This window comes from Cellulomonas sp. P5_C6, assembly GCF_054049635.1.
Window position 1 is genome coordinate 1 of sequence record NZ_JBFULZ010000125.1, and the last position, 11,847, is coordinate 11,847.

General features: G+C 72.2%; 13 protein-coding genes. 6 read left to right on the forward strand and 7 right to left on the reverse strand.

Annotated features, from left to right (window positions below; genetic code table 11):
• Window positions 1–231: 231 nt before the first annotated feature.
• Window positions 232–387: a hypothetical protein gene (locus ACXJKG_RS14110; RefSeq protein WP_456846378.1), complete on the forward strand. Its 156-nt coding sequence runs from the start codon at window positions 232–234 to the stop codon at window positions 385–387.
• A gap of 117 nt (window positions 388–504) precedes the next feature.
• Here the strand turns inward: ACXJKG_RS14110 and ACXJKG_RS14115 are convergent, their stop codons facing one another.
• The 6 genes from ACXJKG_RS14115 to ACXJKG_RS14140 form a co-directional block, all read right to left on the reverse strand.
• Window positions 505–1,581: a YihY/virulence factor BrkB family protein gene (locus ACXJKG_RS14115; RefSeq protein WP_456846379.1), complete on the reverse strand. Its 1,077-nt coding sequence runs from the start codon at window positions 1,579–1,581 to the stop codon at window positions 505–507.
• A 78-nt stretch (window positions 1,582–1,659) separates the two neighbouring features.
• The gene (locus tag ACXJKG_RS14120) at window positions 1,660–2,256 is read right to left on the reverse strand and encodes a DUF3618 domain-containing protein (protein ID WP_456846380.1); all 597 of its coding nucleotides are present in this window, start codon (window positions 2,254–2,256) and stop codon (window positions 1,660–1,662) included.
• On the reverse strand, window positions 2,253–2,663 hold the full coding sequence (locus ACXJKG_RS14125; RefSeq protein ID WP_456846381.1) for a phage holin family protein: 411 nt from the start codon (window positions 2,661–2,663) through the stop codon (window positions 2,253–2,255). Before ACXJKG_RS14125 ends, ACXJKG_RS14120 begins: the two co-directional genes overlap by 4 nt.
• Window positions 2,660–3,442, reverse strand: coding sequence for a hypothetical protein (locus ACXJKG_RS14130; protein WP_456846382.1), 783 nt, complete (start codon window positions 3,440–3,442; stop codon window positions 2,660–2,662). Before ACXJKG_RS14130 ends, ACXJKG_RS14125 begins: the two co-directional genes overlap by 4 nt.
• Window positions 3,443–3,729: 287 nt before the next feature.
• On the reverse strand, window positions 3,730–4,401 hold the full coding sequence (locus ACXJKG_RS14135) for a DUF6766 family protein (protein WP_456846383.1): 672 nt from the start codon (window positions 4,399–4,401) through the stop codon (window positions 3,730–3,732).
• An 82-nt stretch (window positions 4,402–4,483) separates the two neighbouring features.
• On the reverse strand, window positions 4,484–4,918 hold the full coding sequence (locus ACXJKG_RS14140) for a hypothetical protein (protein ID WP_456846384.1): 435 nt from the start codon (window positions 4,916–4,918) through the stop codon (window positions 4,484–4,486).
• Between the two features lie 252 nt (window positions 4,919–5,170).
• Here ACXJKG_RS14140 and ACXJKG_RS14145 point away from each other — a divergent pair, with 252 nt between their 5' ends.
• Entirely contained in the window at window positions 5,171–5,854 is a 684-nt protein-coding gene (locus ACXJKG_RS14145; protein WP_456846385.1) for a GAF and ANTAR domain-containing protein, read from the forward strand.
• Window positions 5,855–5,856: 2 nt separating this feature from the next.
• On the opposite strand, the gene ACXJKG_RS14150 is transcribed toward ACXJKG_RS14145, so the two are convergent.
• The gene (locus ACXJKG_RS14150) at window positions 5,857–6,789 is read right to left on the reverse strand and encodes an ANTAR domain-containing protein (RefSeq protein WP_456846386.1); all 933 of its coding nucleotides are present in this window, start codon (window positions 6,787–6,789) and stop codon (window positions 5,857–5,859) included.
• A gap of 265 nt (window positions 6,790–7,054) precedes the next feature.
• Between ACXJKG_RS14150 and ACXJKG_RS14155 the strand changes: the two genes are divergently transcribed.
• The 4 genes from ACXJKG_RS14155 to ACXJKG_RS14170 all read left to right on the forward strand — a co-directional run.
• Window positions 7,055–7,798 carry a GAF and ANTAR domain-containing protein gene (locus tag ACXJKG_RS14155; protein ID WP_456846387.1) on the forward strand — a complete coding sequence of 248 codons (744 nt, stop codon included), beginning with the start codon at window positions 7,055–7,057 and terminating at the stop codon, window positions 7,796–7,798.
• On the forward strand, window positions 7,795–8,493 hold the full coding sequence (locus ACXJKG_RS14160) for a GAF and ANTAR domain-containing protein (protein WP_456846388.1): 699 nt from the start codon (window positions 7,795–7,797) through the stop codon (window positions 8,491–8,493). Before ACXJKG_RS14155 ends, ACXJKG_RS14160 begins: the two co-directional genes overlap by 4 nt.
• A 92-nt stretch (window positions 8,494–8,585) precedes the next feature.
• Window positions 8,586–9,449, forward strand: a complete 864-nt coding sequence (locus tag ACXJKG_RS14165; protein ID WP_456846389.1) for an SDR family oxidoreductase — start codon at window positions 8,586–8,588, stop codon at window positions 9,447–9,449.
• Between the two features lie 13 nt (window positions 9,450–9,462).
• Window positions 9,463–11,847, forward strand: a 2,385-nt coding sequence (locus ACXJKG_RS14170) for a molybdopterin oxidoreductase family protein (protein ID WP_456846390.1), incomplete at its 3' end; no start/stop codon positions are given.

Sequence of the window (11,847 nt, forward strand, 5' to 3'; positions counted from 1 at the left end):
GAAGCGCTCCAGCGGCTCGCCCACCTGGCCGAGGGGCGCACCGCTCCGCCGGTGCCCTGACAGGCCTTGGCCGGCGTGCGCGTACAGGACCGGCCTTCTGCCGTCCGCTCGCGCGGTGCCCGCCTCGGTGGGACGCTCGGTCCGGGGTTACAGAGACGTGGCCCCAAGCTCGAGGGTGCGCCGGGCGTGTTGCTTCACGCTCCAGGTCGAACCCGACGAGGAGGTGCTTCCATGGCACTCTGGCTGATCTTGATCATCGTTGCTGTCGTGATGATCGTTCTCGGCGTTGCTGTCACAGCGGCGAAGGTCTTGTTGTGGATCGGCATCGCGCTGCTCGTCGTCAGCCTCATCGGCTGGCTCGTGGGCCGCGGCCGGTCCCGCGCCTGACGGCGACGCCGGCACGATGGGTGCCCGCGGTGCCTGCCAGATCACGGGGATCGGTCTGACCGTGAGTGTCCTGCGTCCGTCGGCGGGACAGTCACGACGATGGATCTGGTTCGTTCGTCAGGCGTTCTGCTCGTCGTCCGACCCGCGCGACCGGCGCAGGGCGCGGCCCAGCCGCACGTCCTCTTCCTGCTTGGCTTGCTTCTTCTCGCTCGCGCGGGTGTCCCGTGGCGGGAGCTGGATGGTCGTCTCGGCCTCGATGCCGCCCTGCAGCTCGCGGCCGCGCTCGACCTCGGCGTCGAGCTCCGCGCCGAACAGCAGGGCGAGGTTGGTGATCCACAGCCAGAGCAGGAACACGATGACCCCGGCCAGCGAGCCGTACGTCTTGTCGTAGTTGGAGAAGTGGCCGACGTAGAACCCGAACGCGACCGACGCGAGCACCCACACGACGAGGGCGACGATCGCGCCGAGGCTGATCCAGCGGAACCGCGGCTGCTGGACGTTGGGCGTCGCGTAGTACAGGACGGCGATCGCGACGACGACGAGGGCGACGATCACCGGCCACTTGACGATGTTCCAGACGGTGACGGTGACGTCGCTGAGCCCGATCGAGGCGCCGATCGACCTCGCGACGCCGCCGGACAGCACGACTGCGACGACGATGGCGACCGCGATGACGACGAGGATCACGGTGACCAGCAGCAGCGCCGGACGCAGCTTCCACATCGGGCGGCCCTCGTCGACCTCGTAGATGCGGTTCATGCCGCGGCTGAACGCGGCCACGTAGCCGGAGGCCGACCACAGGGCGAGGGCCAGACCGAGCACCAGCGCGAGGCCGGCGGAGTGTGCCTGGGTCAGCTGGATGAGGATCGGCTTGAGCGTGTCGTCGACGGACGACACGCCGACGTCGCCGGCGATCTTGAGCACGTCGGTCACCATCTTCTGCGGATCTCCGACGAGGCCCAGGAGGGAGACGACCGCCAGGAGCGCGGGAGCGATCGCCAGCACCGCGTAGTACGTGAGCGCCGCGGCCAGGTCCGTGCACTGGTCGTTGAGGAACTCGCGCAGCGTCTTGCGCACGACGTACAGCCAGGACGGTCGGGTGATGTCGTCGGGGGAGTCCGGCTTGCGCGGGTCCTCAGGAGCCGGGGCGGCGGCCTTCTCGGTGCTGCGCGTACTGCGGGTGTCGTGCGTCATCGACGTGTCCTCCGCTCGTGGTCGGTGCACTGCGACCACGCGGCGGGGGCACCGCGCCGTGCCCCGCCGCGCGGGTCCCTAGTAGCCGCCGTCGGCGGCGTGCGCTTCTTTGACCGTCTCGGTCGCGTCACCGGCCTGCGCGCGCAGGTCCTCGGCGGTCGAGCGGCCCTCGTCGCGGAGGGTGGCGCCGGCCTCGGTGGCGCGGTCCTTGACCGCCGTGGCGGCGTCCTGAGCGGGCTGACGCAGGTTCTCGGCCAGTTCTTGGGCGGCGTCCTTGGCCTCCTGGACCAGGGGAGCGGCGTGCTCCTCGGCCGACTGGGCGAGCTGCTGCTCCTGCCGGGTGCTGGGGAGCAGGGAGGAGACCAGCCATCCGGCGCCAAACGCGACCAAACCTGCCGCCAACGGGTTCCCGCGGGTCTTGTCGGTGGCAGCGTGGGGGAGCTCTGAGGCCTTGTCACCCACGCTGGCGGCGGCCGAACCGGCGGTGTTCGCACCGTTCGAGACGCCACCCATGACGCGGTCCTTGACGTCGGAGACCTTGGTGCGGACCTTCTCGGCCTGGCGCTGGGCGGCCTGGGTGGGGCTGACCTTGTCGCTGAGTGCGTCGACGTCCGAGCTGAGCTCGGCGCGGGTGCGCTCGATGTCGGCGCGGATCTGGTCGGGATCGGTGCTCATGAGTTCTTCTCCTCGTGCCCTTGCAGTGCGTTGGGGATCTTCTTGACGGTGTCGGCGGTCTGCGGCAGGCCGGCCACCCGCTTGGACTCGGCGCGGCCCCGTGCGGCCAGCACGGCGCCGATCACCGCCCACAGGACGGCCACGACGACCGCCGACCAGGCGAAGGAGTCCATCGCGTCGCCCAGGGCCCACCACAGCGCGACCGAGAGGAACAGCAGGACGAAGTGCCCCGCGACCGCCGCGCCGGCGTACAGGGACCCGCCCTTGGCGGCCTGCTTGGCGGACTGTCGGACCTCGGCCTTGGCCAGCTCGACCTCCTGGCGCAGCAGGGTCGAGATGTCGCGGGTGACGTCGCCGAGCAGGTCACCGACCGACTGGCGCGGCGGGGCGTCCCACGGGTCGCTCATCGCTGCTCCCACGCGCTCGAGCCGGGCACCGGGGTCGCGAGCTGGTCGGTGAACCGGGGGCGGTCCTCGACGACGTCCTCGTACACCGGCAGCGGCTCCGTCGTGTGCGTCCGGACCGACGGCGCGGACCCGGTTGCGGGCGTCGGGGCGTCCTTCAGCCCGCGCGTCAGGCGGCCCAGCGCGACACCGGCTCCGGCGGCGACGAGAAGGAAGGTGCCCGGGCGCCGCCGCGCGAAGCGACGCACCTCGTCGAGCACCTCGTCCGGACCGTGGTCCTGGAGCCAGCGACCGAGGGCGTCCGCCCGGTCACCGACCTCCCGGACGACGTCCGTCGCAAGGTTGCGCTCCGAGGGCGCGGCCGCCATCTGGTTCAGCTGCGTGCCGACCGAGGTCAGGCCGCCGGCGAGCCGGCCCTGCTGGGTACCCACCTGTCCTGAGACCTCCGCGCGGGCCTGCGACCACAGGTCGCTGAGCTGGCGCCGCGCCTCGTCGGTGACGGCGGCGGCCTCGCCCTTCGCCTCGTCGAGCAGGTGCTCACCGGCTCCCGCGGCCTGGTCCTTGAGGCTGGCGGCCTGCTCCTTGGCGGTGTCGGCGGTGCTGCCCGATCCGACCGCGCCGGTGGTTCCGCTGGTTCCCGTGGCCCTGGTGCCGGTGGTCCGCTGGCCGGCGTCCGTCGTGCTGCTGAAAGAGGCGGCGCCGAGCTGGTCGCCGTCGGTGGTGCCGTAGGTGCCGGCACCGCTCTGGTCGCCGGGATAGGTGCTGGTGTAGTCGTCGCTCATGATGTCGGCCTCATCTCGTGTGTCGTGCGAGGGGTGCACAAGATCTCCGCAGCGCGGCGAGGACGCTGCGGGCGGGGATCGGCAAGGGGCGCGAGCCTTCTGTCGCGCGACCGTCTGCACGGGCCCGGGTGCGCAGCTGTGCGTCACCCGACCCGTGCCCGGCGACGTCTCTGTGCCGGGCGACGGTGCGCCGGTCGAACGTTCCGACCGGCACTTCGGACGTTAAGCCGGAAGTCTGACGGACGCCACTCGGACGGCGGCGGTCGACCCGCTGGACGGCCCGGTGATCAGCCTTCGATCCCGGTGGCATCGTGCGGGCTGCCGACGGGTTTGGACTCCGGTGAACCGCGTTCGCGCAGGTAGATGGACAGCACGACCATGCTGGCGACGGCGAGGAACTCGGACTGCCAGTTCTGCAACGTCCTGCTCCAGAAGTCGGGCAGCAGCAGGTATTGCGTCCACGTGACCGGGTCCGCCAGATCGCGCATCTGCTCCTCGGAGTACGCGACCGATCCGGTGACGGACTGCGTCAGCCACGACAACAGGAAGATCGTCCCCATCACCAGGCTGAGCGACCGCGAGTACACCGACAGCCGCCAGCCCCGCACGCGTGCCCAGGGCGGGGAGTCGTCCGTGGAGTGCTCGGCGACCTTCTGGTCCTCGTCGCTCTCCAGGCCGACCTCGTCGAGCTTCTTCGACTCGGGCGAACCGCGCTGCAGCAGGAAGACCGTGGCGACGATGTAGAGCAGGAACTGCAGGAACTCCGACTGCCAGTTCTCGGTGACGTCCACGGCGAACTGCGAGGTGGTCACGTACTCGCCGAGTGTCAGGGGGTCGAGTCCGGCACTGACCTGCTCCTCGTTCATGAGGGCGACGCCGGAGATCGCCTGGCCGGCGAGCGCCGCCAGGAAGATGGTCCCGAAGAACAGCGTGAGGCCGTTCTGGCGCAGCCGCCTCATCGGTGCAGGATCCCGAGGGCGAGACAGTAGGCCAGCCCGAGCAGCACCCCGCAGAGGCAGGTCCAGAACAGAAGGCGCATCATCACGCACCCTCCAGCACGCAGTCGTAGGGGCGGTGCGGCCGGGCGTCGCACCCGGCGGCCGTGACGAGCCAGTGGTCGCCTGAGATCGTCAGGAAGAGCACGTCCGTCGTCACCGTCACCTGCGCCTGCCGCCCGGCGACCCGAGCGTTGGGGTGGCCCGGGTCCTGAGCCCGCGTGGTGAGCGTCTCGCCCACCTCGCCGTCGAGGACGGCCTGGGCGCAGGGCTCGGCGGCGTCGTCCTCGAGCGTCCCGACCGTGGCCGGCGCGAGGACCGCGCACACAGCCGCGCCGTCGGCGGCCGAGACCGCGCGGTAGAACGCCTCGACCGTGGCGTCGGCCGCCGCCGCTCCGGGCCGCGCCGCGCCGCAGCCGGCCACGGTCATGGCGAACACCGTGAACCAGACTGCCGGACGCCATCCGCTGCGCTGGAGCACGGCCCGAGCGTAGGTGCGCGGGCGCGACCTCGCACGATGCACGGGGTGCGCAGCGCCGCGCGCAGGCGCGCGGGCTCGACAGGACGGCCAAGGAGCCGATGTCACTGCACGCCGCCATCACCGTCCGTCGAGAAGAACGACTGGAACAGGTGGTTCTCACGCACTGACGACACCGCCTCCCGGTGGCATGGTGGGACCGGGGGCGGAAACGTGGCCGGGCTTCCGACGCCCGACGCGGGGCGAGGGAGCATCATGCGCGACGAGGCCATGTCCGAGCCGGTCGAGATCCAGGACGCCGTGGAGCGCGCGCTCGACGACTTCATCCTCCACGCGGCTTACCACCTGGGTCCCGACATCGAGTGCAGCATCTCGATCCGTGACGGCGGCGTGACCCGGCGGGTCGCCAGCAGCGGTCCGCGGGCCTCTCGGTGCGACGAGGTGGAGTACGCGCAGAACAGCGGTCCGTGCGTCGCGGCCATGGACACGCTGAGAGTCGAGCTGGTGCCTGACATCGCCGCGGAGGAGCGGTGGCCGGAGTGGGGCCGGGCGAGCCTGGCCGAGGGCTTCCGGTCCGCCGCCGCCTTCGCGGTCCACATCGGTCCGCGCGCCGACGCGGCGCTGAACATCTACAGCGACCTCCTGGACCCCTGGGACCGCGACCGGATCGTCCGTGCCGACGTCTACGCCCAGCAGCTCGGTCTCGTCATGACGCTCGCCCTCGACCTCGAGCGGGCACAGAGCGACGACGGTATACTCCCCGCGTCGCTCGGCGCTCAGGTCGAGGTCGACCGCGCCGTGGGTGCGGTGATGGCGTTGCACGACTGCACCGCGGCAGAGGCGCTGGCGATGCTGCAGACGGAGAGCATGCAGGAGCACCTGGCACTCGGCGCCGTCGCCAGGCGCATCCTGCGTGAGCTGCATCTCCCGCCCGAGTGATGTCAGCCCGCCACGCGGGCGGGCCTCCGTGCGTGCGCGAGGGGGAGCGGCCGGCCGGCCACGATCGTCAGCAGGACATCCTGCTCGACGGCTCGCCGGAGCGCCGTGGTGACCACCCCGGCCAGGGCCGGGCTGACGCGGTGCGTGCGCTGTAGGTCGATCACCGCCTGCCCGCACTCGCGGCCCCGGAGCACCAGCAGCGAGATGGCCGACGACAGCTGGTCTGCGTTCGACAGGTCGACGCAGCCGTCGACTCGCAGGGTAGGCACGTCGGTGTGGCGGTCCATGTGCAGCCCGAGGGGCGCGACCGCCGCCGCCGACGGCCGTGCGCTGCGCATGCCGGCCAGCACGGCACCCACCGACTCGTCGACGCGTTCCCGCGCGCGCGGCTCCAGCCCGCCCGCGACCGCCGACACCACATCGGCCGCCAGCTGAAGCAGGCGCACGTTGTGCTGCTGCGAGCTCGCTCTCAGCATGGCGAATGCGCTGTCGCTGTCGATCCCGTACGTGAGCATGAGAACGCCCTTGGCCTGGTCGATCGCGGCGTGCGAGGCCAGAGCGACGTCGAGCTGCTCGTTCACGCGGCAGGCCACCGCAGCCTCGCGTGCGCCCCCGGCGTCCAGGAGGAAGCCGGAACTCCCGACCGAGCCGCCGGGACCGTCGGTCGCGACGGCGAGCATCACCTCGCGCTCGACGCCCGAGAGATCGACCAGCCGGTACTCGCAGCTGCGCGCCTCGCGGTCGCCATGCGCTGCGACGACCTCGGCGACCCTAGGCCGGTCGGCGGGGTGGACGTGCGACAGGAACAGGTCCCGCGTCGGCACCACGTCCCCCGGCTCCATGCCGTGGATGCGAAACATCTCGTCCGACCACCACCACCTGCCGGCGGTCGGCGTGAACCGGAATCGACCCGCCCGGGTCCTCGGTGCGGTCATCGTCCCTCCCCACCCGACGGCGACGAGAGGCCTTCCGGTCGCGAGCTCCCTGCTGAACCCGGGAGAAGATCCGCTGTGTCACCGTGTCGCTCTCGTCAAAGCGTAGGACGGTAGGTGGGTGACAGCACCCTGTCCAGACGATCCAAGATGTGCAGATCTGGCCGCGCCGCGACCGTGCGCTCCGCCGGTGCCGGGCGGACGTGGGGGAGGATGATGTGACCGGGACCGGGAGTGTGGGCGCGCGCGGGCGAAGGGGGTGGAGCTGGTGAGCAACCGCAGCACCGTGCTCGCGCGCCTCGCCGGCTCGCTCGCGGCGAGCTCGCCCGACCTCCCGCTCCCCGTGCGCCTGTGCCGTGCCTGCGTGGAGATCCTCGGCGCCGACGGGGGCGCCATCACGCTCTCGTCCACCCGGCCCGAGCGGCTCACCGTCAGCACGTCCAACGGCACGTCCGCACGCATCGAGGACCTGCAGGACGTCCTCGGGGAGGGGCCGGGGCAGGACGCCTTCCGGGACGGGCGGACCGTGGTCACCCACGTCGACGGCGACCGCGGCGGTCCCTTCCCGATGTTCACGGAGCTGGCCGGCGACATCGCGGGCCCGCTGACGGTCTGGGCCATCCCGATGCACCCCGGCGGGAGCACGATCGGCGTGGTGACCCTGTACCGGTCCGACGGCGGGCTCGAGCAGAGCCTGGACGACGCGCAGTTCCTCGTCGACGCCGTGGGGGCCGCCCTCCTCGACGAACGCTGGGGCGGCGTCGAGGGGCGGTTCGCCGCGTGGTCGGACCGCGCCCGGGTGCACCAGGCGACGGGCATGATCGTCGCGCAGCTCGCCATCACCCCCGAGGACGCCCTCGCGATCCTTCGTGCGCACGCCTACGCCGAGGAGACGACCCTCGACCTGATCGCCGGGGAGGTCGTCGAACGGCGGCTCGGCTTCACACACACGGACCAGGGCGACTCGCACAGCGAGGCCATGGACGACGGCTCGGGAAACGGTGACGCATGACTGCACGGACGTCGGCGCAGGCGCTCGCGGACGTGGCGAGCGCGCTCGTCGGGGAGCACGAGGTGACTGGCCTGCTCGCGCGCCTGGTGCAGGACTGCGCCGAGCTGGTGCCGGCGGACGCCGCAGCGTTGCTCGTGCGGACGGGGGAGGGGGACTTCGAGCTGCTCAGCGCGACCTCGCACCGCGCCGTCGAGCTCGAGCTCTACCAGGCGCAGCACGCGGCCGGCCCGTGCGTCGACGCGGCCCGCGAGGGGCAGGTCGTGGACGCCGTCGGTGCCGCACAGATCGTGGAGCGCTGGGGGCAGGTCGGCCGCAAGATCGTCGACGAGGGCTTCCTCGCGGTGCACGCGTTCCCGATGCACTGGCGCAACCATGCCATCGGTGGGCTGAACCTCTTCTCGGCCACCGAGCAGGAGCTCAGCCCGGCCGCCCGGCTGCTGGCCCAGAGCTTTGCCGACCTCGCGACCCTGGCCATCGTCCAGCCGCTCGGTCTCAAGGACGACGAGCTCGCGCAGCGCATCACCGAGGCGCTCGAGGGGCGGGTGGTCGTCGAGCAGGCGAAGGGTGTGCTCGCGTTCCAGCTGTCGCTCGACATGGCGGCGGCCTACGAGGAGCTGCTGCGACGCGCGTCGGCGAACGGATCACACCTGACGCAGACGGCCCGGGACGTGCTCCACGCCGCCCAGCAGCGCTGACGCTGCGGTGGTGCGCCGGGCGGCCCGGTGAGAGGCTCGACGGGCTGAAGAAGGTCGGCGGTCGACGGCTCGCACCCCCCGAGGAGCCCCGCATGTCCGAGTCCGACGAGCAGTTCCCGGCCCAGCAGCAGCAGCCTCCCGGCCTCACCGACCCGATGCTCCCGGCACCCGACCACGGGGAGTCGAGCTATCAGGGCTCGGGCCTCCTGGCCGGCCGCAAGGCGCTGATCACCGGTGGTGACTCCGGCATCGGCCGGGCGGTCGCCATCGCGTTCGCCCGCGAGGACGCCGACGTCGCCATCGTCTTCCTGCCCGAGGAGAAGCCCGACGCCGACGAGACAGCGGAGTGGGTCGAGCGCGCGGGGCGGCGGTGCGTGCTGATCGCGGCCGACCTGCGCAACGAGGACGAGGCGCGCGGCGCGGTCGACCGCGCGGCCTCCGAGCTGGGCGGCCTGGACATCGTGGTGAACAACGCCGGCTACCAGTGGGCGCGCCGCGAGTCGGTCGCGGACATCACGACGGAGGACCTCGACCGGACCTTCAAGACGAACCTCTACGCCCTGTTCTGGGTCACCCAGCAGGCGCTCGAGCACCTCGAGGCCGGCGCGTCGATCATCAACGTCTCGTCGATCCAGGCGTACCAGCCGTCGGAGTCGCTGCTCGACTACGCCGCCACCAAGGCCGCGATCAACAACTTCACCGTCAACCTGGCCGGCGAGGTCGGGGCGCGCGGCATCCGGGTCAACGCGGTGGCGCCGGGGCCTATCTGGACGCCCCTGCAGCCGGCCACCCAGCCGGAGGCGAAGATCGAGAAGTTCGGATCGGACACGCCGCTGGGCCGGGCCGGGCAGCCCGCCGAGGTCGCCCCCGCCTTCGTGTTCCTCGCGGCCAGCTCGACCGCGTCGTACGTGTCGGGGACCGTCATCGGGGTCACCGGCGGAAAACCCGTCTTCTGAGGGCGGCGTTGACATGTCGCGCGACCGGATCGCCGAGCCCTGGGGAGCCCGGACGCCGTACGGCGCGGGCGACCCGTGGCCCGTGCGGGTGGACACCTTCCTCGAGGAGGGGACCACGGGCGACCAGGTGGACGCCTGGGTGCAGAGCGCGTCCGTGCTGCACTCCAACGGCGACGGGCTGGACATCGCGGTGCGGGACGGGCGCATCGTCGGGGTGCGGGGCCGGGCCGAGGACCGCGTGAACCACGGGCGGCTCGGCCCGAAGGACCTGTTCGGGTGGCAGGCCAACCGCTCGCCCGACCGGCTCACCCGCCCGCTGGTCCGCGAGGGAGGCCGGTTGGTCGAGGCGTCGTGGGACGAGGCGATGGGGCGCGTGGTCGCCCGGACCCGGCACCTGCTCGACGAGCACGGGCCGAGCAGCATCGGCTTCTACACGTCGGGCCAGCTGTTCCTCGAGGAGTACTACACGCTCGCCGTGGTGGCGCGGGGCGGCATCGGCACCGCGCACCTGGACGGCAACACGCGGCTGTGCACCGCGACGGCCGCCGAGGCGCTCAAGGAGTCGTTCGGCTGCGACGGCCAGCCGGGGTCGTACACCGACGTCGACCACGCCGACGTCATCGCGCTCTACGGGCACAACGTGGCCGAGACGCAGACGGTGCTGTGGTCGAGGATCCTCGACCGGCTCGCCGGTCCGCGGCCGCCGGCGATCCTGTGCGTCGACCCTCGCCCGACGCCGGTCGCGCGCGCGGCCACGGTCCACCTGGCTCCTCGGCCGGGCACCAACCTGGCGCTGATGAACGGGCTGCTGCACGAGCTGCTGCTGAACGACTGGATCGATCCGGGATACTTCGCGGCGCACACGGTCGGGTTCGAGGACCTGCAGGCGATCGTGCAGGACTGCCCGGCGGAACGCGCGGCCGAGATCTGCGGGGTGGACGTCGACGACCTACGCGCGGGCGCCCGTCTGCTGGGCACCGCCGAGCGTCTGCTCTCCACGGTGCTGCAGGGCTTCTACCAGTCGAACCAGGCCACCGCGGCGGCCGTGCAGGTCAACAACGTGCACCTGCTGCGGGGGATGCTCGGCCGACCCGGGTGCGGCCTGCTGCAGATGAACGGGCAGCCCACCGCGCAGAACACCCGCGAGTGCGGCGCCGACGGGGACCTGTCGGGGTTCCGCAACTGGGCGAACTCCGAGCACGTCGCCCAGCTGGCGCACGTGTGGAACGTGGACACCACGGCGATCCCGCACCACTCACCGCCCACGCACGCGATGCAGATCTTCCGCTACGCCGAGCAAGGGTCGATCGGCATGCTGTGGGTCCAGGCGACCAACCCGGCGGTCTCGCTGCCCGAGCTGGCGCGGATCCGGTCGGTGCTCTCGGGGGACGGGCTGTTCCTCGTGGTGCAGGACATCTTCCTCACCGAGACCGCGCAGCTGGCGGACGTGGTGCTGCCGGCCGCCGCGTGGGCCGAGAAGACCGGGACGTTCACCAACGCCGACCGCACGGTCCACCTCTCGGAGCGCGCCGTCGACCCGCCGGGGGAGGCACGCTCCGACCTCGAGATCTTCGTCGACCTGGCCGACCGCCTCGAGCTCGTCGACCGCGACGGTGCACCGCTCGTCGCCTGGCGCACGCCCGAGGAGGCGTTCGAGGCCTGGAAGCGGTGCAGCGCCGGTCGGCTGTGCGACTACAGCGGTCTGTCGTACGACGCGCTCCGGGGCTCCGGCGGGGTGCAGTGGCCATGCACCCCGGAGAACCCCGGCGGTACCGAGCGCCTCTACGCCGACGGCGAGTTCTGGGCCGACCCGGACCGGTGCGAGACCTACGGTCGTGACCTGGTCACGGGCGCGCCGGTCGAGGCGAGCGAGTACCGCGCGAGCAACCCGCACGGGAAGGCGATGCTCAAGGGTGCCGAGTACCGCCCGCCGCACGAGCAACCCGGCGGCGACTACCCGTTCGCCCTGCTCACGGGCCGGACGCTGTACCACTTCCACACCCGGACCAAGACGGGCCGCACGCCCCAGCTGCAGGCGGCCGCACCGGACGTCTGGGTCGAGCTCGCGGCGCCCGACGCCGCTGCGCTGGCGTTGGCGGAGGGCGACCTGGCGGAGATCACGACGCCACGCGGGAGCGTCCAGGCGCGCGTCCGGGTCACCGGGATCCGCCCCGGCGTCGTGTTCCTGCCCTTCCACTACGGCTACTGGGACACGCCGTCGGGCTCCGGTCCGGACGATGCCGGGCGCGCCGCCAACGAGCTGACCCCCACCGAGTGGGACGCGGTGTCCAAGCAACCGCTGTTCAAGTCGGGCGCGGCGCGGGTACGCAAGGTCGCCGACGGCGGCGGACGGAGCGCCCCCGCACCGACCACGACGGCGTCCGCCCCGGTCGTGCCC